Genomic DNA, 23,828 nt, shown 5'->3' with positions numbered 1-23,828 from the left:
CGGAAGAACTGACGTGGGAACGTGTGTCAACGCTCGACCTCGGTCTTGATGCCAGTTTCTTTAACAACGACCTCAACGTAACATTCGACTGGTATCGCCGCATAACATCGGGCATGCACACCAGAGGCGAACAGCTGCCCGCCACTTTCGGTGCAGAGCCCCCCAAGAAGAACTACGGAGAAATTACTGGCACTGGCTTAGAGCTGGGCATAAGCTATCAGCACCAGTTCTCCAACGGCTTAGGCGTTTCGGCTTCTGCCTCTTTCTCGCACGTAAAAGAGGTCATCACCAAGTTTAACAGCCAAACGCGCAACATCAACGGCAACTATCAAGGTAAACGTTTAGGCGAGATTTGGGGTTACGAAACCGACCGTCTGTTCCAAGCCGACGACTTCGACAGCAACGGAAAACTGAAACCAGGCATCGCATCGCAAAGTAAATACGAGAGCGACGACTTTAAATTCGGTCCGGGCGACGTTAAATATAAGGATATTAACGGTGATGGAGAAATCACTTACGGCGACAACACCGTTGAAAACCATGGCGACCAAAAGGTGATTGGTAACTTCCTGCCCAACTACGAATACAGTTTCTCGCTCGGAGCAACCTACAAGGGTTTCGATTTCAACATGTTCTTCCAAGGCGTGGGCAAGCGCGACTTTTGGGTTGGCGGTGCAATTGGCATCCCCGCAGGCGGTTCTAGCTACAAGGAAGCCGCATATAAGCATCAGCTAGACTATTGGACACCCACCAATACGGGTGCATTCTATCCCCGCCCGACGGACATGAGCTGGAAACAAAATGCTCGGAACTACCTCACACAAACCCGTTTCTTGGCTAACATGGCCTATTTGCGCTGCAAGAACATCACACTGGGCTACACCCTGCCGCAAAACATCGTGAGCAAAGCCTTGCTGCAAAGCGTACGCGTGTATGTAAGTGCCGAAAATCTCTTTGAGTTCGACAGCCTACACCTGCCCTTCGACCCCGAAACAACCAACTACAAACGCGGAAAGGGAGAATCAGACTGGTCCTTCGGGCGCTCATATCCCTACACGCGAACCATCTCTTTCGGCCTGCAAGCCGCATTCTAACCCTCCTAACAAGCATAAAAATGAAACATAAGATATTGAGCCTCGCGCTCTTAACTTTACCTTTGGTGGCCTGCAACGACTTCCTTACACGCGAGCCATTAGACCGTGTGAACGCCGACATCGATGAAAGGTGGAACTCGGAAGAGGTCATTAGGTCTGCAATGTACGACCTTTATCCCATCTACTTCAAAGGGTACAACTCAGGATGGAGCCGTTCCGACTGGTTCGCAGAGACCCAAATCGCCGACTGGAACGACGACAACGCACAAGAAGAATCCACGTTCTTCATCAAGAACGTGCCCACTACAACAAGTAGCAGCTACCCTTGGAACTTCGAACAGGTGCACACCATCAACACCTATCTCGACAAACTGGCGCATTCTGCCATGCCAGACGAGCCCAAGCGCCATTGGACAGGCGTCAACCGTTTTCTGCGCGGCTTAGAATACGCCAAGCTTGTATCTAACTTCGGCGACGTTCCTTACTACCAACACCCCGTTGCACCAACCGACAAGGCTGCACTTTATCGCGCATTCAGTACACGACAGGAGGTGATGGACAGCGTTCTCTCAGATATGAAGTACGCTATGGACAACATTCGCCAGCAAGACGAAGTCAAAGGCGTGCAAATCGTTAACGACCTGGTGTACGCATACACCTCGCGCATCTTCCTCTTCGAAGGCACGTGGCAAAAATACCACAACAAAAACAACGAGTTGGCTGCCAAATACCTGCAAGTGGCCAAAGATGCGGCCGATTACATTATGAAATCAAAACGCTATCAGCTGTGCAGCAACTACAAGGACCTCACCGCATCGATTGACCTGGCCGGTAATCCCGAAATCATTCTCTACCGTGCGTACGTAGCCGGCGTTGTTACCCACAGCCTGATGTCGTTCAACAACACGGAGAGCGAGGAGTCGAGCCCATCAAAATCGCTCATCGAAAGCTACCTTACGAAAGACGGACTGCCCATAACGCAAACGGGAGGAAACGCACTTTACAAAGGCGACAAGCTGCTCAAAGACGAGATAGCCAACCGCGACCCACGCCTTTATGCCACCATCGACACCGCAGAACTGCGCTTGCCCTCTGTTGCATCAGTGTATGCCGCATCGGGCTATTTCGCCAATCGCTTTGTCAACCCCAAACTCATCGACCAGCCCGGCGGAAAAAGTAGCACCAACATCACCGATGCGCCCGTGATGAAGCTCAACGAAATGATGATGAACTACATCGAGGCAGCAGCAGAGTTGGCCACATTGGGCAAGTACACCCTCACCCAAACCGACTTCGACCGAACCATCAACGCCCTTCGTCAGCGCGCCAGCACCAACATGCCAACCTTGCAGCTGGTGGGCGATGCGCTACGTGTACCCGCTGGCGTAATAAACGACTCGCAGCGCGATGCAGACGTTTCGCCCATCCTTTGGGAGATACGTCGCGAACGCCGTGTAGAACTGGTGTACGAAGGCTTACGCTTTAACGACTTGCGCCGTTGGAAGAAACTAAACTATGCCGACATGGTGAAGAACCCCAAGCTTAACATGGGCGCCTACGTCAACAAACGCGAATACATGGAGTGGTACAACAGGGTTCACCCCACTACCGACCCCAAGAAGATCTTAACACTGGAAAAGATGAAAGAGATGAAACTTGTTCTCCTCAATGCTAAGGGCGAATACGAGGTAAACGACAGCGTAGGCTACATCATACCTATTGTGAAACAAGGCTTTATGCGTACCTACTCCGATAAGGATTATCTCTACCCCATCCCCATCGACCAACTAACGCTCTATCGCAACGCTGGTCATGCCATCAAGCAAACCCCTGGTTGGGAAGACAAGAAATAATCCATCAATAGAGCTCCCCCATCTTGCCTGCAAGGTGGGGGAGTTTTTTATTGAAATATTACTGTGCGGTAAACTTCTAATCAGTGCAATTCCCTTATCTACAATGCCCATTAATAGGCATCAAGTATTTCTATTTCATAAAGTAAGCTCCCTCTTCAGACTATCATTCATCGGCCGTCTGCTAAAATGAGAGGACACAAGGCACCAGATGTTGTCAAATGTATTCTACAAGAAATTGAACAGCTTAATTTTAAGTCCTTCTGCTGATTACGTAGCTTCTATCCATCGCGCACATAGGCTGTGCGCTAAAGATGTGATAGCGACTAACAGAAAGGGGCTTACTTATGGTTAGATGAAACTTATTTCCTAAGTCGTATTGACTTTTAATATTTCTATAAACTGAAAGCAACGCTGAACAAGCTAACTCGCTGGCTTAAAAACTCACTAAGGCCCAACAACTCCCAAAGACATCAACTCAACAACTCACCAACTCAAAACCTCACTAACACATCAACTTACAAACTTATCAGCTCATCAACTTACAAACTCATCAACCACAAAAGACACATGCACATCAACTTAGAAACTCAAAATACCAAAAAAACAAAACCTTAAATTTCTGTCTTTTATTTTACAATACCGCTCTAATTTTCGCTCCGTTCTAGCGAAAATATTGGTTAAAAAGTAGGTAAAAAGCCCCTTTTTCTACCCTTTCACGCCTTGGGTTTTGTCTATTTTTAAGCCTAGAACCTGCATTTTGCACCATTTTGCCTTTCTATTTTGGTTCCCAGCTCATAATTTTTCAAGCCCAATTACGCACTTTTTGCCCCTAAAACCCTACTTTTTAATGGCCATTTTGCCCTTTCTGGCCATGTATTTTATGGTTCTTAAAGGTTTTGTTTATACAAAAGCTGTGGATATTTATGCTTTTCGTCTTGCATTTAGCAGCAAATCACACCGCATTTAGCACAAAAACACCTTGCGTTTTGCACCAAAACACCTTGCATTTAGCACCAAAACGCAGTGCATTTAGCACCAAAACACCCTCCATTTAGCACCAAAACGCACGCCATTTAGCACCAAATAGCCCCAAAACGGGTGCAAATGGCAGCCCTTTCAAATAAATATTCATTTTGCCACATGCACGTGCTACCCCTATTTTGCATCAAAACAAACCTTCGCGAGAATCGATTTTTTGCGGCAAGGTGGGCGATTGGTGGACAAAAAGGTCACTTTTTATGTTAAAATCCTTACTAAAAACTAGACAAAATAAATATGCCGTAAACTCGCACGAGTGGAAAATGGCACAGAAAACATGTACGCTTGCAACGACCAGCGCAAGCGTTTGCAGGGCATGCTGCTCATAGTCAACGGCAACAGCTGTTGCTCCAGCCATCGGTCGTTCGTACGCTAACCCACTCCCTACACCACCCTCCCTATATAATAAAAGCAGGCTAATCGTACTTGTACGATTAGCCTGCTTAGCCCGTTTTGCCTTGTACCGGCGTGTGTTAACTGCTATTTCGCTAGTGCTTTTTGCACCGCTTCGTAGATTTTATTCCCCCGCAAGTCTTTGGCAATGATTGTTCCATCGGGCGAAACAAGGAGAATTTGCGGGATGCTTACAATGGAATAGGCTGCCATAACCTGCTTACGCGCATCGCCTTTAAGCAAAAGCTGTTGCCATATAGCTCCGTCTTCTTTGATGGCTTTCAGCCAATCTGCCTTCTTAAAGTCGGTAGAAACGCCCAAAATGGTGAAGTTTTGGTTTTTAAAAGCATTGAAAGTTTTAAGCAAGTTGGGCGTTTCTTTCCTACACCAAGTGCAAGAAGAACTCCAAAAGTCTACCAAAACAAACTTTCCCTTGAAGTGAGAAAGGCTCAAAGCCTTACCCCCCTTGTCTTCGCCAACAATGGGAGGAGCCGTTTTTCCCACCACCGTTTGTTCCAGCGCATTTAGCTTTTGCGTTGCTCGCGCGTAGTACCACGTTTGTTTCGCCTCATCGTTAGCCCCCTCAACCACTTGCCGCGCACGGTCTAAATCAGTGCGGTTGGTGATGTTGGCGTGCTGCAACCTGTATGTATAATAAAGGTATAGCCCGAAGGGCGAGCCTTGCTGCCGCGCCACTTCCTTGTCCAACCATTGTCGCAGCTGTTCGTAGGCGCGGTTATAGATAGGCGCGGTACTCGTTTTTATGCGCTGCATCTCGCGTTGGTCGTTGCGATCTCTTGCCGCATAAAACACCTGGTCCAACGAGTCTAGCGTATGTTTGTTGCCTGCGCTGTCCTTTTGATGTGTAAACAGGGCGTATTGCGCGTTAAGTTTCACGTTGGTATTGTCTGCCGTTATTGCTCCACGGGCATTCCTAGAAACCGACAGCAAGTTGTTACCACTGGCTAAAAACAAGTAAGTGCCTTGCTCGAAACAACTCTCCATGTCGCTAGCGTTGAACACGGGCGAAAGAAAGAAGAGCCGCGTGGTGAGCGTATCATTTTGATAGGCAAACTTTCCGTCCGTCACCTCGAACGAGTCGAGGGGCTGAACATAACCGTAGCGCTCATCTTGAACCATGAAGAGATACAGTCTTTTAATGCGCTTGTCGGCCGTATGCCCCTGCACGCTGATGCCCACAGCCAAGCATTGAACTGCGATAAGCCCAGCCAATAGGGCAATCGAAAAAAGTCGTTTCATATTGTTATCTTTCGTTTTGGGTCATGGTGTTGGCGTTAAAGCGCATCACCCTTTGCGGAATGGGCAGAACGAACCTCGGGTCGTTTGGCGGCAGCATCCATGTTTCAGTATCGCCAACATGTTTAACCGTAGTGGCAAAACGTGGGTCTAGGTTAAGTCTTTTCAGGTCGATGAGCCGTAAAAAGCCGTTGAAAGCCAGTTCTCGGCGGCGTTCTTCGAGTACAAAGCTCAGCACACTGTCCTTATCCGCCAACGAGACATAAGCGTTCTCCTTCATACGATGGGCACGCAATTTATTTACCAGTGCCATCGCTCGCGGCAGAGTGCCCACACGGGCTTCGCATTCGGCAGCGATGAGAAACAGCTCGGGCGTACCAACAGCCGTATTGGCCCGCACATACGGAACCCATATTGGGCGCGGAAGTGTTTTTCCGCGAAACGTTTCGGCCATAAAAAGCACCTTTCGCATGTCGCTATCTGTGTACAGTTTCAACAAGCTATCCGACGGAAACACCTTCGAACTCAACCCAAAGACATAGGGTGCGTATTTGATAAAGATGCTTTCGGGGTTGGCATCGGCGTCAGGAACGTTGGTGCGGCCAATCATACCTGCGGGTTTCACCACTTCATAACGCGTAAGGTCTAGCAGCGTATCGTGTCGGGCAATCACCTCGTTGGCCGCTTTCAGGGCCTCTGCATAGTTGCCCATACATAGGTAAACCCTGGCTCTAAGTCCGCGTGCGGCATCTTTTGTGGCATGAAAGGCATTGCCGTTTATTTCTTCCGGCAGGCTGGTTTCTGCCTCATTGAGGTCGGCCAAAATCTGCTGATACACCCCTTTTACGCTAGTTCGTGTAAGATTGGTTTGCGAAATGTCGGCGTTAAGCAACAACGGCACGCCCGCATCAGCCTCGGCCGTGGCCTCGTTATAGTGTTTGGCGTAGCCATTAACCAGATACAGATAGTCTAGCGCACGGTTAACGAGTGCTTCGCCGCGTATGGCCGACTTCTCCGCAGTGGTTCCTTCTGAGGCATCCATCACTTCGCGAATAACCACATTATTGGTGAATATGCGCGAATAAGACGAGGACCAGAACGTATCGTCTTCTCCATCGCCGAACACTTGTTTGTCGAATGTGTAAAGACGTTTTAGGCTTGGCTTGATGGTGTTAAGCCCTTGGGTACCCGTACTGAATGCCATGTCTGGCAGATAACAATCGTCGGTGAGGTAGATGGGATATGTTTCGCCCATCTTTTGTATATCATAATGGCTGATCATGGTTTTGTAGTCGGCGGCCGTTTCTGGTATTCTCTCTCCTTTGGGCTTGATGTCGAGAAACGAATCGCAGGCGCATAGCAGCGCGGTAAAGGCCATTGACACGATGGTGTTATATGTTGTTTTCATCTTTCTTTTGCTTTTATGTGGGAATTGTCATTTCCTTTAATGTGTGTAGGGCGCAGGTTTAGAACGTTGCCGAAAGGCCGAATGTCCATGTTGCAGGCGTTGGGATGGTGCGCATGCCCCATCCGTAGCCCGTAGTTCCCAACGCCTCAGGGTCTACGCCGTATTTGTTGGCAGTCCAGCTAAGCAGGTTTTGCCCTTGCAGGGTAAAGGCCAGTTGCGCCAATCCGCACTTAGACACGAGTCGCTGGGGTACGCGATAGGTGAGCGACAGGTGGCGAAGCTTGGCATAATCGGCCTTAAACACGTGGCGGTCGGCTGCATACCACGGATGCCTCACTGTTGCCAAGTCTAGCGCATAGCCCGTAAATGCAGGTGTAGCATCGGGGTTGCGCTCGTCGCCTGGTTGCCTCCAGATGTTGCGCATCTCTTTATTGGGGTTGAGATGCGATGGTTCGGACACGAAGGGGGCCGGCTCGGTGCGCAGCACATTGCCGCCGTAGAACATCAACATAAACGACAGCTCGAAGTCTTTATAAGCAATGGTGTTGCTAAACGACCCGCTATAAGTGGGATGGCGCGTGCCCGAATAAACAAGGTCTGACAAGTTGCTTACTTGCGCTTCGGTTTTGCTGCCGCCTTCTACGTAATAGCGTGGCGTTCCATCGGTGGGCGAAAGGCCAGCGTACTGAAAACTGAATATTGCCCCAAGCGGATGTCCCTTAACTGCCGCAAAGCCGCTGGTGTACGAGTGCACGTTGGGATTAGAGTCTTCTACATCGTCTAGTGTATTCTTGTTATAACCAAAGTTCAGGCCCGTTGTCCACCTTAGGTTTCGCGTTTGCAGGTTAACGCTGTTCAGCGAAACCTCAATGCCCTTGTTGGTCATGTTGCCATAGTTCAGCGTTAGTTGTTTAAAGCCCAGTGTGGGGTCGGCATCGCGTTGGGCAAGGAGGTCGGTTGAATGCTTGTGATAAACCTCGATACTGCCCGAAAGGCGATTGTTGAGTACGGCAAAATCAAGGCCTAGGTTAGTGGTTGCGGTCTTTTCCCAGCGCAGCGTGTAGTTGGGCGGGTTCTTTATTTCAGCTCCAAAGTCTTTGCTCCAAGGGTTATATTGGGCTGCTTTTAGCGTAACGTATGGGCTGGCACCGCGTGGAACGTTTCCGCCAATGCCGTAAGTTGCCCTAAGTGTGAGGGCGTTGAGCCACGACAGCTTACCGGCCAAGAAACGTTCTTTGGCGATATGCCATGCACCACCCACCGACCAAAGCGGGCGATACTGGTAGCGAGGGTCGGTTCCAAAAAGGTTAGACTGGTCAACACGTATGCTCGCCGTAAGGTTGTACTTGCTGTCGAAGGCGTAAGCAGCATTGGCATAGAACGATACATAGCGGTTTTCTATCTCGTTTATCCAATTGTTGCCTGTGAACGACCAACTGAAACTGCCCGCAAGCGACTCCGTTCTTTTGAGGTTTGTCAGGGCTGTTGGGTCTATCGGCTTGTAAGCCAGCGTGCTTTCGTCGAACCCCATGTAGTATATCGAGGTGTTGGTGGTCTTTGTTCTGCGCCGTTCGCCGCCGGCAAGGGCTGTGATGCTATGGGGGCCGAAGTCGCGATTGAAGTTGAGCTGGGCGCGCAAGGTGTACGAGTCGGCATCGCCCCTACTCTCCGCATAGTGTGCCCCTTCTGGCACGTTAAGGGTTAGTTTTTTGGTGTTTGGGTCGTATTGGGCGGCATCGTTTATCATGTTGCGCACATAATACGAGCGTTCGCTACGTATCTCTACCGTTTTGTCGGCCGAATTTTCGGTTTGGAAACGCACGTCGAGGTTAAGCCCCTTCATGATTTTGAGGTTCAGTCCCAGCATCAGCCTGTAATAGTTCTCGTTACTGTTATATCGTTCTTCGCGCCTATTGGTTATGGGACTGTAATGTTCGTCTTTAAGTCCAAGGCCAATAAGTCGGTTCATTTCCCATTCCGACTTGTATGTGGGCACGTTCAAGGGGTTTCCGCCTTCGTCTTTCAGCATCGTGTACGAGGGTTGGTTTCTGTACATGTCGGTGTAAGTTCCCATTCCCCTGTCGCTGTTGGTGTTGTTATAGTTTATGGTGAGGGCGGCCTCAGCGTTAAGCCAACTCGTCAGTTTGATGTTGTCTCTTAGTGTAGCCCCATAGCGTTGCATCTGGTTGTAGCGCGCATTAAAGCGGTTGCCCGTATAGTTAAGGGTAAACACGTAGCGGTTGATGTCGTTTCCACCACTCAGGCTCAGGTTGTGTTGGTGTTCGATACCCGTCTGTGTATAGAAGTCTTCTAGCTGTTTGCGGTTGTTCAAGTTGCGGTATTTGTTCATGCCGTTTTGAAACGTTTGCTCGTCGATAAGTCCGTCGCGATGTTTATAGAGCAATTCCGAAACGGGGTCGAGGTAATAGTTTGGAGGTATCATGGCATAGGGCACGGAGTTAAACTTAAACCCATATTCACGAAGGTCCATCATCTCGCGCGTGTCCATCAGGTTCAGGTAGTCCATGTCGGGTTTGGGCGTAAACTTCACACTGGCATCGTATCTGATGGTGGTTTTGTTCTCGCCCTTCGCATCGATGGTGCTGATAACCACAACGCCATTGGCAGCGCGGGCGCCATAGATTGATGCTGCTGCGGCATCTTTCAGCACGGTTATCGTCTTGATGGTGGCAGGATTGATGCTGCTTACATCGCCCTCGAAGGGCAGGCCGTCTACAACGAACAGCGGACTGTAAGCATTGGCACCACCGTTTAGCGTAGACATGCCGCGGATGTACAGCGCGCCATTCTGTTGCATCATGCCCGGCACCATACCTTCGAGCCGTGCCAAGATGTTGGTTTGCAGTTTACCTTTCAGCTTTTCGGGCGTAACAACGTTGAACGAGCCTGTTGTTCGTTCGCGCGATATGGTTTGGTAGCCCGTAACGACAACGTCTTTAAGTGCCTGTTCGCCTGCGCTCATGGCGACATAAAAGTTAGAACGTTGGCCAATGTTTATGGCTTGTGTGGCCATACCCACATAGGTAAAGGTTAGTTGCGTGGCGTTGGCAGGCATGGCGATGCTGAATTTGCCGTCGGCATCGGTCACGGCGAGGGGTGTACCCCCATCGGTCGACACGCTAACGCCCATCAGCGGTTCGCCATTATCGTCGGTAACGGTTCCGCGAAGTAGGGCGTTTGCCGTTATCGGGCATGGTTGTTCGTGGCTCACGTTGTAGGTTGGCGGCTGTGGCTTGCGCAGCGGGTGGGGCTATAGTCAGCAGCGACGGCAAAATAATGGCAACTGCAAGGCGATGCCTCAACGCGTGGTGCATGGCTGTTTGCACGCGGGGTAAAATTGGGTTCATTGGCTTTTGGGTATTGTTTTGTATTGCTATGATGTGTTGTGTCGGCTGTTAAGTTACGTGTTTGGCGGGCTGTTGTGGTGGCTGATACCAGTTTTCGTGTATAGATTTTTAAATGATTGGCGGCGTGTAACAGGCGTTATGCCCACCTGTATGTGGGTGGCGAAGAAAGCCCACTGTCATAACATGTTCCACCTTATCGGCTGTAAAGATAATCGTTTTTTTGCTTTTGAGCAAGAGAAAAGAGGTTTTCGTTAAGCCAAAGGCGCAATGTCGAGTTCACTTGAACATTGTCATGGCGAGGAAACGCACTTTTCGAGGAACACGGAAAGAACCACTAAACCCCTCAGCCGAAACCAATTAGCTCGTCAACTTGCTAACCAACATCCCCCTTCTTACCTTATTCATTCGCCAGTTGTTAATTGCAATCCGTTCTTATTGGCTCACAAACTCCTGTATTCGAAAACTTAACTCTCACCAATTTACTAACTCATAAACTCACTAACCCACCAACTCATTAAACTCATAATTTCAAACAACTCACTAACTCGCCAACTCATAAACTCACAAACTAAAACAACTAAAACAACTCAAAAACTAAAACTTATCAACTCATAAACTCAAACAACTCGCCAACTCATAAACTCGAACAACTCATAAGTCCATAAACTCAAAATCTTAAAATCTTACATTATATTTTACAAAACACACTTCTACCGCCACCCCATTCTAGCGAAAAAATGGCTCCAAAACTGGTAATTTGCCGCAATTTTCAGCCTTACACGTTCATCTTTCTGTCCACTTTTAAGCCAATTGGCTGCATTTTTCACCATTTTACCCTTCTAGTTTGGTTGCCAACCCCAAATTTTTCAGGCCCAATTACCCACTTTTCACCCCTAAAATCCCACTTTTTGATAGGTATTTTGCCCCTTTTAGCCATGTTTTTCAAGCATCTAAAAGGTTTTGTTTATACCATTTCAGTGCATTTTTATTCATACCTCCTCGCATTTAGCAGCATTTTGCACTGCGTTTAGCACCAAAATGCCTTGCATTTAGCGGCATTTCACATTGCGTTTAGCACCAAAACGCACTGCGTTTAGCACCAAAATGCACTGCATTTAGCACCAAAACGCAGTACATTTAGCTGCAAATGGCCCAAAATCTGGTGTAGATGACGACCTTTTCAAATAAAAATTCATTTTGCAGCATGCACAGGCTAACCCCATTTTGCACCAAAACAAACCTCCGCGAGAATCGATTTTTTGCGACAGGGCGGACTGCTCGTGGGTAAAAATGGCACTCATAATGTTAAAATTCATACTGAAAAGTGGACAAAAATAAAGGTTGACAAGTTGACGGGTTAACGAGTTGACAAGGTAACAGGATAACGAGTGAACAAGATAGCGACTGAACAAGATAACAAGTAAACGAGCAGACAAATTCATAGCTTTACTTGTCAACAGAAGTCTCACTTGTTAATCAGTCAACCCGTCTACTTGCCAACTAATCATTCTCTTGTCAACTCGTTAACTCGTCTACTGATAACCAACTCGTCAACTGATTTGTTTGACGGAAAGATTGGTCAAATTATCTAACGCGTATTAAAATCCCAACAAAAGCCATTGTGGTTACAAATTATTTCTTTAATTTTGCCTCCGTAACACTTTATGCCGACTGTTGGCCTGCATTGCCTAAGCCTCGTTTCGCGTTAACAAATGCGATACTCCCTTTTGAAAGAAAGGACATTTTAAAGCAACTTGCACGGGTTTGGCGCGTAACAACAATCGCCATGAAGCAACTTACTTATACCGATATAACCTGAAAACCGAAAATAAACTAAGGAGAAAAACCCATGACAAAGGAAGAACGCGCTGAAAAATGGCTTCGCAACGTACCTCACGCCGAAACCTTAAACCTGGAAGCAAGAAAGGAGATATGCCGCAGAGTGGCAAAGAAGGTGATGTTAGTTTCCTTTGCCGTGCTTGCTTTGGAAATAGTTTTGCTCTTTTTATTCGATAAAGAAACAATCTTTAATGACGCAGGAAACTTCGTGATTAACGGTACACTGCAAGAGCATTATAGAAGTGGAGTTGCTCGTACGGCACTGGGTGTTCTTATCTTGTATCTACCACTTATGGCATTACCCCTTCTTGCTGCCGTTTTATTCAGGAAAAAGAGAATGGCGTCTGCCGTAAACAGCTTTTTAGCAGAAAGAGACAGAGACGAGACATGCGAACAATGGGCAACAGACGATGAAAGCGAACAGTTTGCCAACCATTCAGGAAAGCGTTATGCAGACTGGGGCATGGATAGCGATGACGAAGAAAGTAGCGACGGTTTTACGATAATTGATGTAAGGCGGCAACTTGCAGCCCTAAAATATGGCAAGCGTGATTCTATTTATATTTGGGCGCCAGACATGATAAAGGTAGACGACAAATTCAGGTACAACTATGTTTTCATCTATCAGGGAGACCGCTTTGCGCGTTTCGATGTCGAGGTCTTTACCATTGACATAGCGCACAACAACCACATGATAACCTACAAAAAGGAGAATTTGAGTGAGAAGAAAACAATGGAGACGTTGCAAAACCTTCTTGACAACCATGCTATCCCTAAGTTGCAACGCTGGAAAGTTCTAGCGGATTGCCTGATAGAAAAAAGCACTGATGCAGGAAACTACAAAGCCATCGTTGAGCTATTGCCCGGAGGAGAAACGTATCTCGCTCTGGTTGAGAAGTGCATCGCCGCACCCAAACAATATTATATGGACCATGAGGAGAGATATGAGGACAGGGGAATGGATGAAACCGACCGAAATGGTGATATAATTTGGATAGCCATTGCCGATGAAATGCTCGACAGCGGCAATGCTGTTGAGCTGGATTGGAAGGAAACTAAGGAAGAGTTTTATTTGCAAATGCAGGATTTGGCAGGCAAACATAATCTTGAACTACGCGAGGAGTGGCTGCAAAAGGATGGGGACATTCCGACATGGTGTGGGGTTCTTGACGGAAAATGGGAAGAGCAAGGCTTCTGCATCGCCGAATTTGATATTGATAGCGACAGCTATGTTCTCTTTATTTGCACATGCGAAACGCTAGAAAAGCTAAGAAAACTGGGCGATGAGGTTCTTCGTACAATTGATTTAGCACAGGAAATATAGTCTTAACGAGCAAGCCTTGTTGCCACTTAGCGAATTACAAACCCGTTAACTGGTCAACAGGAAACAAGCCTGCCGACTCGTCAGCCCCGTTAATAGAAAACGATACTTAAACAAACAATAAAAGATATGACAAAGGAAGAACGCGCAGAAAAATGGTTTCGTAACATACCCAATGCTGAAACCATAGACTTGGAAACAAGAATGGAGATATGCAGCAAGGTGGCAAAGAAGATGGTCTTAGTGTTCTTTGCGGTGTTTGCTTTGGAATTAGTTTTGCTGTCTCTGATTGTCGGCGACGATTTTTTTAATGGCTTAGCAGACTTTGTGAACAGCCTTATCGGAGGCAGCCACAACAGAGGCAGCCGTAATGTGGCGGTAATCGTCGCAGCTATTGTCTGCGCACCGCTTATCGCCTTGCCCCTTATTGCCACCCTTGTTTTCAAGAAAAAGGCAATTGCATCTGTCGTGAATAGAACCTTGGGCATAACGAACAAGGGCGAAACGCGTGGACATAGGGCAACAGATAAAGATTGGGAGCAGTTGAGTGGCTGGATGGAAACATTCTATCCGGATTGGGACATGGTTGTTGACGACACAACTATTGGAGGCTTTACGCCGAAAGACGTAAGGCAACAACTTGCCGCATTAAAGCCTGGCACGTTTAAAAGCATTCTTATGTGGGCGCATATTCCGATAAAAGCAAATGAAGAATACCAATTCAACCATCTATCAATTAGTCCGAAAAAACAGGCCGGCTATTTCAAAATGGAAGTCTTTACCAGTGATATAGCGCATGATAATCATGTTATAAATTATGAGAAAGACAAATTGAGCGAGCGAGAGGTAATGGAAGTGTTGCACAATGTGCTGAACGACAATCTTGCTGCCGAGTTACAAAGTTGGAAAGTCATGATGGATTATCTGCTAGAAAAAAGCACCGATGCCGAGAACTACAAAGCCATTGCGAGGTTGCTGCCCGATGGTGATGCGCTGTTCGCTAAGGTTGAGCGGTGTATCGACGCGCCAAAACAGTATCTTATCGACAACATGGAGAGGTTTCGTGAAAGGGAAATGGATGAAAATGAACGGAATTGTGACATTATTTGGGCTGCCATTGCCAACGAAATGCTCGACAACGGCAATGCCGTTGAGGTGGATTGGGAGGTGACTAAGCAGGAATTTTGTTTGAAGATGAAAGGTTTGGCGGACAAATACCATCTTACACTAAATGAAGACTGGCTGAACGAGGACGACGAAATAGATACCTGGTGTGACATTCTTAATAAACAATGGGCAGACTGGGGTTTATGTGTTGCTAAGTTTACGATAGTGTGCGGCAACTTTGGCTATCTTTACTTTATCTACGAACGCCAGGATGTTGAAAAGCTGTCGGACTTGTGTATGGAGGTTAACCAGTGCATTGATATTGCAAAGGAGATATAGTCTTAACAGCAGGTTTAAACAAGCGGGCTTGTGCCATTTAGTGCATCACAAACTTGCCAGCTTGTTGCTCTTGTCTACTCGTTCACTCGTTAACGGGTTAACTCGTCAACTTATGAACTTATCAACTCGTCAACTTGTTAACTGGTAAACTTGCCAACAGAACAAATCGTTAACTATCCAACTCGTTAACTTGTCAACTTGTTAACTTGTCAACTGAGAAAATCGTCAACTGGTCAACTAGAAAATTTGTTAACTCGTCAACTGAACATCTCGTTAACCTGTCAACTCGTCTACTTGTTAACCGAACAACTCATCAACTAAAAACCCGCTTTTGTTTGCTCCACACCACTAGCACAACGAAAGTCAACGCCTCGGCGAGGGGAACGGCGAGCCATAACCCAACGACACCGATGAGATAGGGAAGGGCAATGAAGATGGGAATGACAAATATAAGGCCGCGCAAGAACATGAAGAAAATGGCCTCGGTGGCCCGTTCCACGCTTTGGTAAAAGCCAATAATAACCACATTGAGCGAAAAGAACACGAAACTGGTGGCAAAGAGTGGGAAACCTTCGGCACACACAGTGAAAGCGTGGGTGCCTTCGGCCAAGAACAATGAAATGAGTGGGCGAAAGGCCAGCATACCCAAAAGGCTGATGACGATTCCGCTAACAGCCGTGAGCGCAAGCGATAGGCGGAGCGTATGGCGCACACGGTCGTGGTTGGATTGGCCGTGGTTGTAGCTCACAATGGGCAGCTGCGCCTGTGCAATGGAGTTGCCAAACATGTAGACTAGTGGAAAAAGATAGCACGCCACGCTGAATGCAGCCACGCCATCTTCGTGAAGAAAGGCCATAAACATGAAGTTTCCAACAATCATTAACCCCGAAATGGCGGTCTCGGCAATGAACGTTGGAACGCCTAACTTCATCATATAACCTAAGTTGCGCACGGTAAGGCGAACGCTGGTGCGCGTAAACTTGGGGCGATAAAGGCGTATGGTCTTGGGGAAATACACCAAATAGGCCACAACCATCACGGCACCAATGGCTTCGGAAATGCTTGTAGCAGAGGCTGCGCCCATCAAACCAAGGTTAAGCGGAAAGACAAACAGCCAATCAAGAAAGATGTTGAGCACGGCAGGGACCACGCTGGTGTACATGGCGTACTTAGGCGAACCGTCTAGCCGAATGATAAAGCCGCCCACATGCACAAGTACCATGAGGGCAGGTATGGGACTGATGTAAGTGAGATACTCAACAACGAGGGGTTCGAGCGTTTGCGAACCGCCAAAGAGGTAGCATAGCGGTTTGGCAAAAACGGCAATAAGCACACTTACCACCGACATGACAACGAATGGAACAGTAAGTGCTTGCGTGGCGTTGATGTTGGCAGCCTTGTTGTTGCCGCGCGAAAGGTGAACGGCCGCCACAACGCTAACGCCTGTGGCAAACATGAGCGACACACCTAGTCCGATGAGGAATATGGGCGCAGCAATGTTTACTGCCGCCAAGGCATTGCTGCCTATACCCCGCCCAACGAAGATGCCGTCGGCAAGCGTAAGCATGGCGTTGAACACCAAACCGAGAAGGGTTGGCACGAAAAGCTTTACGAACAGCCGTGGGATGTTCATCTTACCAAAGTCTATGTTGTCTCTGTTATCCATGTTGGTGCGGTGTGTAGGGGAGGTTTCTGTGGGCTAAGTTGAACAGATAGCCAAGGTAACGTGGCTGTCCCAAATAGTTATGCCGTCTAGACAGGCCTTGGTTTTCTTTCCTGTTAAGTTAGCCCAAGCAAACTTTTAAGGTTTATCTAGGGCGGATGCCTTTGCCTAATGCGCCCTGGTTTACCAATAACGCGACTGCGGTTTAACCTCAATAATGCTTGCAAAGGTAGCGTTTTTCAGCGAGTTTGGCAAATAGGAAAACCGAACATCCTTAGTATTCGCAACTCAGAATGCCCGGCTGTTGTTTTCTTTTAACGAGTTGAGAAGTTCGTTTGTCTTGGTATGGGCTGGCTCTACCGTGGACTGTTAAAGAGGCTGGAATAGGGTTGCCTCCGCACAGAACCACGATAGAACGCCACTCTCTTGCCAACGACACGATGAAACACACATGCCGTGGCCTTCTCTCTGTTGTATAAATCTCTCTCTTTGTTTGTGAGGCAACTTCACAATTGCCTTTAATCATCAACCTGATTTCTAAATAACGTCTCTAAACCTGAATGATTTTTTCCTTAAATTTAATGCTGTACCTATTATATTGAATGTTGTATGAACTACTTATTTATCTGTTGGGATGTTGAAGAACAGGGGCTCTGAAATGGGGATGTTGTTTCCTCTTACGGCTGCCACACGTATAACGGCGTTGCCTGGTTTCAGTTTTCTGTCTGCCCTTACCAGTGCCGTATAGCGTATGGCCTTGCCTGGTTCAAGCTGTTCAACGTGTATGGTGGGCGAGATAGCCAAGTGTTTGTTGTCCGTCTCTTCGGTAACGATGGGCTGAACGTCGTGTAGCGTTTGGCTACTGTTGTTCCATAGTTCGAAGATAACCTTACAAAGCTCGTCGCGATTAATCTGTCGATTCTGATTGTCGTCTACAAACCGAGCGTTGCGTATCTCTATCGGCAGCGTGCCGATTGTGCGCGTTGGCTCTTGCTGTACGCTCTCACCAGCACTTGGTTGTTGTGCACTGTAATTGCCTGTATAGTCAGAACCCTTGAAATCGAATATGCGGTCATCGCCTCCGTTGTTCTCATCAAAGCCGCTATCACTGGGCGGATATTGGCCGTAAGCAGGCTCCTCATTGTTATATCCGTAGTCTTCGCGTTCCATTTCTCGGCGGCGTTGCTCAATGCGTTCGCGCCTTTTCTCACTTCGTTCTTCGGCTTTCTTATCGGCTTGTTCGCCAATGGCAGCTCCGATAGCAGCTCCTACGCCCGTACCAACAATCTGTCCGAGGTCCGAACCGCGCGCTCCGCCAGTTATTCCACCGATGGCACTGCCTAAGATTGAGCCAAGTGTGGCACCCGCATAGGCCCCAGAGCCTGCGTAAGTTCCGCATCCAACGAGCATCGCCAGTGCGATTAGTGCCATGATGAGTTTTCTTGCTACCATCGCGTTTGTTTTTTATTGGGACGAAAGTCTGCGGCATTGCCTTGGGTAAGCCTTTCGCTGTTGGCCGTTTTCGTCCTCGTTTCTGGATGCAAAGTTAGTAAGAATGCCCAAGTCCGTGAGAGGAATTCCCCCAAACGAAGGTAGGGAATACCCTAAATGGAAAAGGAGAACAGGAAGGCAGGTGGAAGAAACAAGCAAGATAGGACAAGCAAGAACACAGGAAGAACCTGTATTTCAAATGGTTATACTAAGAAGAAAGGGATGAATAAGACAGATTAATTCTTACGAATGAAACAGATAAAGGGCTAACGAATGAAACAGATAAAACTGCCGAATAAGACAAATCTGGCTGACGAATAAAACAGATCTGGCCAGCGGATAAGCGACATCGGCCAAACAATCGTTGTTTCTTTCGTCCCTATTGGCTCATCAACTCCCCCTCTAAAAAGTACAAACCATTTTCCGTTATGGCTTATACTCCACCTTTCCATAAACAATTCTGCGCGCGGGTTTCCACATGTCGCTAGCCATATCCTTGCGCGCTATATAATAAGGAGTGCGTACGTTGGCGATGCCAAAGAGCAGATGACAGAGGCCATCGGACATGCCCGGACGAGCTACCGCACCTTGCAGACGATGCCACGCCTGGGGATTGCGCGCAATAAACGAGGGCGATGCCCATACAATAAAGGGAATATCGTTCATGCTGTGCATGTAGGCCGAAGTGTATTCGGGCGTTGTCGAGCGGCCATATTGGTCGCGCCAGTCGTAAATCTCTTCGCCGTGGTCGGGCAAGTAAACCACAACGGCCTGCGTATTGCGCATAGCATCGAACACCATACCCAGCACATGGTCGTTGTAGCGGGTGGCATTGTCGTACTCAGCCACTTGTTGTCGCTTACTCAGCGTTAGCCAAGAGGCAGAACTTTTAATGTCGGCGGCACTAAAAACGTTGAATGCCGACGTATCGGGATATTTGTCTTTGGCATTGAAATGTTGGCCGTTGAGGTGTAACAACAACAGCCTATGGCGGCAACTGTTGGCCTTTGCATGGGCAAGGGCTCGCGAAACAAGCGCCCCATCGAGCGTTCCTTCACTACCGCGAACGCTGTTGTAGGCCACGGAACGTATCTGCGGATGGTAGATAAAGCCGTTAAGACTGTAATTGGTAAACACGTTGTCGGCCGTTACCAGTTGGTTACTCCACATCTCAACCGTGTAGCCGGCACGTTTAAACACCACGGGCCACAGTGCGCCTTGGCTCCAATTCTGCCCTGCGGACACATCGTTGGTGCTGAGTATGGCCTTTACCGCCTCGGTGGTGAAGTTGTAAGGACTGATATAATCGGTAAAAGCCAGCAGGTTACCGCGCTTTTGTTCGGCCACCATTCGCGGCGTAGTGGGCAACGGATAGCCATAGATTTGGGCATGACTCTTGATATACGACACGCCAATAACCACCACCAACGTAAGCGAATCGGCATCATTGGCCAGGCTACTTGCACGCTTAGCCGCCGCTAAATTATTGGCCACGGCCTCTTGCAACTCGCGTTTCATCAGATGCGGAACGTATAACGAGTAGGCGGCAATGGACAAATCGTCCATCGAATAGGCGTAATAACGAATGTTCCACCACTCGGCATCGGCCGTGGTTTGGCAGCGTAGCAGGGCAGGAATGGCCGAATAAGTGTAGCCTAGGGCAACAAACGAGCTGAGGATTGTGCCTACAAGCAACTTTTGGGGCAGCTTGCGCTGCAACCAACGCCCCCAAGTAAGCCGATGGCGCTCGGCAAAAACAACCGCGGCGATATATAATATGGTGAGGGCATAGCTTTTAAATGCGCCTGCCAACACGGCGAATGTGGAGAAAAAGCCCGACACCTCGGCGGCGTTGGTCTCTGCAACGAGCATCACGGTCTTGGGTGTGAGCTCAGAATGGAGGGCGAAATGCAGAAAACTTCGCAACAACACGCACCACGTGGGCAGGGCGTAGGCCAAACATTTAAGCCATGTTCGGCCCACGGCATGCACCACACAGGTGAGTAAATAGGCCAAAGCAAGGGCGACGACGAGGTGCAGCAGGGATGCCGCCACTTCGTCGGGATAGGCGTACATGTGCTTAATGGCCTCGAAAGGCATCAGCGTAATGGCCGCAAACATGGCCACGAAGAACACCCATTGGCGCAAAGGACGCATAAGTGTGCGTATCATTGTTGTGCAGATTTGTTTTCTTTGTGCAAAGGTCGGAAGAAAAAACGAGTTGACAAAATCCGTATTCCTCAACTATCTCGCGGCTTTTCGTCCAAAGAAGGCGCACGCCAAGCGGACTTACTTCTCGCTCCTGCCCAACAAACAACCTCTCCCCTACCCGCTTTTCTCTCCCAAATAGCCTTACTCCAACACCTCCTATCAAGGGGAGAGAGGAGCAGTTGGCCCATCCTGTCAATACGCCAACATGCCCTGAACAAAAGAAAATATTGCTGTTCATTAGGTTTTTAACGAACAGCAATATCACAAAAACGAGTGTTACTAGCCTGCTTTTCCAATTGGTTTTTCGGCTTTGATTGGTCCAACCTATCGCGATGTTGGTCAGGAAGAACAAGCCATAGTTGTTCAATGGGGTTAATCTGTGAAGACAATACTAGCCCTTCTTATTGTCCAAGCCATGCCACTAATTGTCCCTATCAACAGCAACAAATCGGTTACTTGTTAGCGATGGTAAGTCCAAACCATGCCACCAATCGTCCCTATCAACAGCAACAAATCGGTTACTTGTTAGCGATGATAAGTCCAAACCATGCCACTAATTGTCCCAATCAACACCACTGAGCAGTCCTATTTCTAAGTTTCAAACGTTTGGGCAAGTGCCAAACGCCATGTGCATCATGTAAGAAGGGCTTTATTCCCAGAACTTTTCAAATAGGCGCGGGCATAACTTTTGCATGGATTCAGGTTCGTCTTCTTCCCAATTAAATTCAAAATTGGGATAGTTGCCTTCACGAGTTTTGAAGTTGTCGTCGTCAATATAGTCGTACAAATCAGCATCAACGGCCTCTTCAAACGCCTCTAACGCCACATACCAGAACAGTTCGAACTCGAAAAAGTCCATCTCGTCATCATCGCCTATGTAGTCGATAAGGTTGTCGGGGTTGGCCATAGCCGCCTCATAAACCTTTCGTCCGCGCGATATAACCCACAAGCGGAAATACTCAAAGCCGTCGTCCGAACAGCCTCCATTCATCAAATAGCCAGCACACCACATCTCGGAGGTGTAGCTGTCGTAAAGAAGTTTGTCGGTTCGGAGCCTAAGACCAATCATTTCTTTTAACGACAATTTGCTCAGCTCGCGTTTAGCCACTTCCAAATATTCATCTTCATCGTTGCCAGCCTCGTCTACTGCGGTTTGTACGATAGCCCAAAATTGCTCTTCGTCCATCATTTCGGCCGTTGGTTTAAGTTCGGCCAACTCTTGTTGTCTTTGCTTTTCCATAACATAAAAGGTTTTAATTTGAAGGGGGTGAAAGAGGTTAAAACAGACTTATTGGGGCATTTCAGGCATTTGCAGGTTGCCTTTATCCGGTAATCCTGCTGCACTCTACCAACTTCCAACTAACAAGAGCAAGCCTTCATCATTAATTTGCTAAGCATTACAGCTATTGCAAGCCGATAGCAACAAGCCGGTCGCAGCAAGCCAAAAGCAGGCTTTCATCACCCGTTGGCAGCATAATTGGTTTTAAATAAAAGGCCAATTATTACTTCTCTTGCATCAGCCTTGTGCACACAGCCCAGCTATCTACGCCCTTTCTTTTTCCCTTTCTTCTTCTCTTTCTTTCCCTTCTTGGTTTTCTTATTGCCCTTTTGGGGCTTAGTTTTCACATGTTTCTTCTTCGACTTAACGTGTTTCTGCTCCGACTTAACATGTTTCTCCTTCAACTTAACATGTTTCTTCTTCGACTTAACGTGTTTTGCTGCGGCCGAGTGGCGCACTTTGGCACTACCTTTCAGTTTCGAACCCTTTTTCTTGTGTTTCTTTCCTACGGTAGCTCCCTTCTTCGCCTTATGCTTTCCCTTCTTCTTCGCACTGGCTTTTCCTTTTCGTTCGCCCGACTCTTCTTTTAAACGCTTGTCGGAAGTCGACTCTTTGCCCTCAGAAGACACCTGCTTCTTATCCACAGGCGTAACCTCCACGGGAACCACTCCATGCGAAAGCATGCCTAACGCCTTAGCGGCACCCCACGACAAGTCAACAATACGTCCACGCCCAAAGGGGCCGCGGTCGTTCACCCGCACAACAACCTCCTTGCCGTTATTTAGGTTTTTCACTCTCAGCTTTGTGCCGAAAGGATGCGTTCTGTGGGCGCAAGTAAAGTCGTTATGATGCAGTCGTTCGCCGCTACTGGTACGCGCCCCCGTTGCTTGGCGCGAATAAAAAGAGGCTTTACCTCTCTGCTGTGCGTGCAAAGAGATAAAGCCCATAATGGTAAATGCTACAAACAATACGTATCTTAAATGCGTCACGTTGTTTGAATTTATGATTATTGAGGTTTGTCACACCCCGATGCACAGCCTTCGGCACGGATTGCAGCTCCTTCTGCCTTAGGCATGCGGGTGCACAACACTCTAATTCTTATCGCGTTTACGTTGTTTATGCGATGCCCTGAGCCATCATGGCGTGAGCCACCTTCATAAATCCGGCGATGTTGGCGCCCTTCACGTAGTCGATGTATCCGTTGGCCTCGGTGCCATACTTCACACATTGTTCGTGTATCGACGACATGATGTGGTGCAGACGTTCGTCTACTTCCTTGCCGGTCCATCCCAAACGCAGGGAGTTCTGCGTCATTTCAAGACCCGAAGTTGCTACGCCACCAGCGTTAACAGCCTTTCCAGGTGCGAACAATGTCTTCGTAGCCACGAACTTTTCGGCAGCCTCGGCGGTGCAACCCATGTTCGAAACCTCGGCCACGCAAACGGGTTTGGCAGCCAAAATCTTGTCGGCGTCTTCGCCGTTCAGTTCGTTCTGGGTAGCGCAGGGCAAGTAGATGTCGGCTTTTGCCTCCCAAGGTTTCTTGCCAGCAAAGAACGTTGAGCCGGGGAACTTGTCTGCGTATGGTGCGCAAACGTCGTTGCCACTGCTGCGAAGTTCGAGCATATAGTCGATTTTTTCGCCGCTAATGCCGTTCGGGTCGAGGATATAACCGTCGGGTCCACTAATGGTGATAACCTTTGCGCCCAGCTCGGTAGCCTTCTTAGCAGCACCCCAAGCCACGTTTCCGAAACCACTTAGTGCCACGGTCTTGCCCTTAATGTCGATGCCTTTGGTTTCCAACATCTGGTTAACGAAGTAAAGTGCGCCGTAACCGGTAGCCTCAGGACGGAAGATTGAGCCACCCCATTCAAGGCCCATACCCGTAAGCACGCCCTCAAATTGGTGCGTAAGCTTGCGATACATGCCAAAGAGGTAACCAATTTCGCGGCCACCCACGCCGATGTCGCCTGCGGGAACGTCTTCGTTCGGACCGATGTGACGATACAATTCGGTCATGAAAGCCTGGCAGAAACGCATGATTTCAGCATCGCTGCGCCCGCGGGGTGCAAAGTCGCTACCACCCTTACCGCCGCCCATAGGCAACGTGGTAAGTGCGTTTTTGAACGTTTGCTCGAAGCCCAAGAACTTCAAGATAGAGAGGTTTACA

General features: G+C 48.3%; 13 protein-coding genes. 4 read left to right on the top strand and 9 right to left on the bottom strand.

Annotation, left to right across the window (positions count from 1 at the left end; translation table 11 throughout):
• Both BN93_RS02025 and BN93_RS02020 read left to right on the top strand, forming a co-directional pair.
• The coding region (locus BN93_RS02025; protein ID WP_044259424.1) for a TonB-dependent receptor domain-containing protein at positions 1–1,094 on the top strand (1,094 nt) is incomplete at its 5' end.
• A gap of 20 nt (positions 1,095–1,114) precedes the next feature.
• A complete protein-coding gene (locus BN93_RS02020) occupies positions 1,115–2,947 on the top strand; it encodes a RagB/SusD family nutrient uptake outer membrane protein (protein ID WP_019186693.1) in 1,833 nt (610 codons plus the stop codon).
• Between the two features lie 1,518 nt (positions 2,948–4,465).
• Here the strand turns inward: BN93_RS02020 and BN93_RS02010 are convergent.
• The 3 genes from BN93_RS02010 to BN93_RS02000 are packed head-to-tail and all read right to left on the bottom strand — an operon-like array spanning position 4,466 to position 10,275.
• Complete coding sequence (locus tag BN93_RS02010) at positions 4,466–5,638, bottom strand: TlpA family protein disulfide reductase (protein WP_019186689.1); 1,173 nt, start codon at positions 5,636–5,638, stop codon at positions 4,466–4,468.
• Between the two features lie 4 nt (positions 5,639–5,642).
• Positions 5,643–7,043: a RagB/SusD family nutrient uptake outer membrane protein gene (locus tag BN93_RS02005; RefSeq protein ID WP_019186688.1), complete on the bottom strand. Its 1,401-nt coding sequence runs from the start codon at positions 7,041–7,043 to the stop codon at positions 5,643–5,645.
• Between the two features lie 58 nt (positions 7,044–7,101).
• On the bottom strand, positions 7,102–10,275 hold the full coding sequence (locus BN93_RS02000) for a SusC/RagA family TonB-linked outer membrane protein (protein ID WP_019186687.1): 3,174 nt from the start codon (positions 10,273–10,275) through the stop codon (positions 7,102–7,104).
• Positions 10,276–12,260: 1,985 nt separating this feature from the next.
• On the opposite strand from BN93_RS02000, the gene BN93_RS16240 reads away from it, so the two are divergent.
• Positions 12,261–13,574: a DUF6630 family protein gene (locus BN93_RS16240; protein ID WP_019186684.1), complete on the top strand. Its 1,314-nt coding sequence runs from the start codon at positions 12,261–12,263 to the stop codon at positions 13,572–13,574.
• 126 nt (positions 13,575–13,700) lie between these two features.
• The gene (locus BN93_RS01990; RefSeq protein WP_019186683.1) at positions 13,701–15,017 is read left to right on the top strand and encodes a DUF6630 family protein; all 1,317 of its coding nucleotides are present in this window, start codon (positions 13,701–13,703) and stop codon (positions 15,015–15,017) included.
• 313 nt (positions 15,018–15,330) lie between these two features.
• Here BN93_RS01990 and BN93_RS01985 read toward each other — a convergent pair whose 3' ends face one another.
• The 6 genes from BN93_RS01985 to BN93_RS01960 all read right to left on the bottom strand — a co-directional run.
• Complete coding sequence (locus tag BN93_RS01985; protein WP_019186682.1) at positions 15,331–16,683, bottom strand: MATE family efflux transporter; 1,353 nt, start codon at positions 16,681–16,683, stop codon at positions 15,331–15,333.
• Between the two features lie 615 nt (positions 16,684–17,298).
• A complete protein-coding gene (locus BN93_RS01980; RefSeq protein ID WP_019186681.1) occupies positions 17,299–18,132 on the bottom strand; it encodes a glycine zipper domain-containing protein in 834 nt (277 codons plus the stop codon).
• Between the two features lie 465 nt (positions 18,133–18,597).
• Complete coding sequence (locus tag BN93_RS01975) at positions 18,598–20,343, bottom strand: phosphoethanolamine transferase (protein ID WP_019186679.1); 1,746 nt, start codon at positions 20,341–20,343, stop codon at positions 18,598–18,600.
• A 688-nt stretch (positions 20,344–21,031) separates the two neighbouring features.
• Positions 21,032–21,622: a DUF4240 domain-containing protein gene (locus BN93_RS01970; RefSeq protein WP_019186678.1), complete on the bottom strand. Its 591-nt coding sequence runs from the start codon at positions 21,620–21,622 to the stop codon at positions 21,032–21,034.
• Between the two features lie 299 nt (positions 21,623–21,921).
• Positions 21,922–22,608 carry a septal ring lytic transglycosylase RlpA family protein gene (locus BN93_RS01965; RefSeq protein ID WP_019186677.1) on the bottom strand — a complete coding sequence of 229 codons (687 nt, stop codon included), beginning with the start codon at positions 22,606–22,608 and terminating at the stop codon, positions 21,922–21,924.
• Positions 22,609–22,777: 169 nt separating this feature from the next.
• On the bottom strand, positions 22,778–23,828 hold a 1,051-nt coding region (locus tag BN93_RS01960; RefSeq protein ID WP_019186676.1), incomplete at its 5' end, for a Glu/Leu/Phe/Val dehydrogenase dimerization domain-containing protein.

It is taken from the genome of Prevotella conceptionensis 9403948 (genome assembly GCF_000312305.1).
In the GTDB taxonomy this organism is placed as follows: Bacteria; Bacteroidota; Bacteroidia; order Bacteroidales; family Bacteroidaceae; genus Prevotella; species Prevotella conceptionensis.
Note: the sequence above shows the minus strand (reverse complement) of the source record. Positions and strands in the feature narration are given on the sequence as shown.

Coding starts and splice junctions, on each gene's coding strand:
- BN93_RS01985 (WP_019186682.1), bottom strand. CDS start 16,683: ATGGATAACAGAGACAACATAGACTTTGGTAAGATGAACATCCCACGG.
- BN93_RS01990 (WP_019186683.1), top strand. CDS start 13,701: ATGACAAAGGAAGAACGCGCAGAAAAATGGTTTCGTAACATACCCAAT.
- BN93_RS02010 (WP_019186689.1), bottom strand. CDS start 5,638: ATGAAACGACTTTTTTCGATTGCCCTATTGGCTGGGCTTATCGCAGTT.
- BN93_RS02005 (WP_019186688.1), bottom strand. CDS start 7,043: ATGAAAACAACATATAACACCATCGTGTCAATGGCCTTTACCGCGCTG.
- BN93_RS02020 (WP_019186693.1), top strand. CDS start 1,115: ATGAAACATAAGATATTGAGCCTCGCGCTCTTAACTTTACCTTTGGTG.
- BN93_RS16240 (WP_019186684.1), top strand. CDS start 12,261: ATGACAAAGGAAGAACGCGCTGAAAAATGGCTTCGCAACGTACCTCAC.
- BN93_RS01980 (WP_019186681.1), bottom strand. CDS start 18,132: ATGGTAGCAAGAAAACTCATCATGGCACTAATCGCACTGGCGATGCTC.
- BN93_RS01965 (WP_019186677.1), bottom strand. CDS start 22,608: ATGGGCTTTATCTCTTTGCACGCACAGCAGAGAGGTAAAGCCTCTTTT.
- BN93_RS01970 (WP_019186678.1), bottom strand. CDS start 21,622: ATGGAAAAGCAAAGACAACAAGAGTTGGCCGAACTTAAACCAACGGCC.
- BN93_RS01975 (WP_019186679.1), bottom strand. CDS start 20,343: ATGATACGCACACTTATGCGTCCTTTGCGCCAATGGGTGTTCTTCGTG.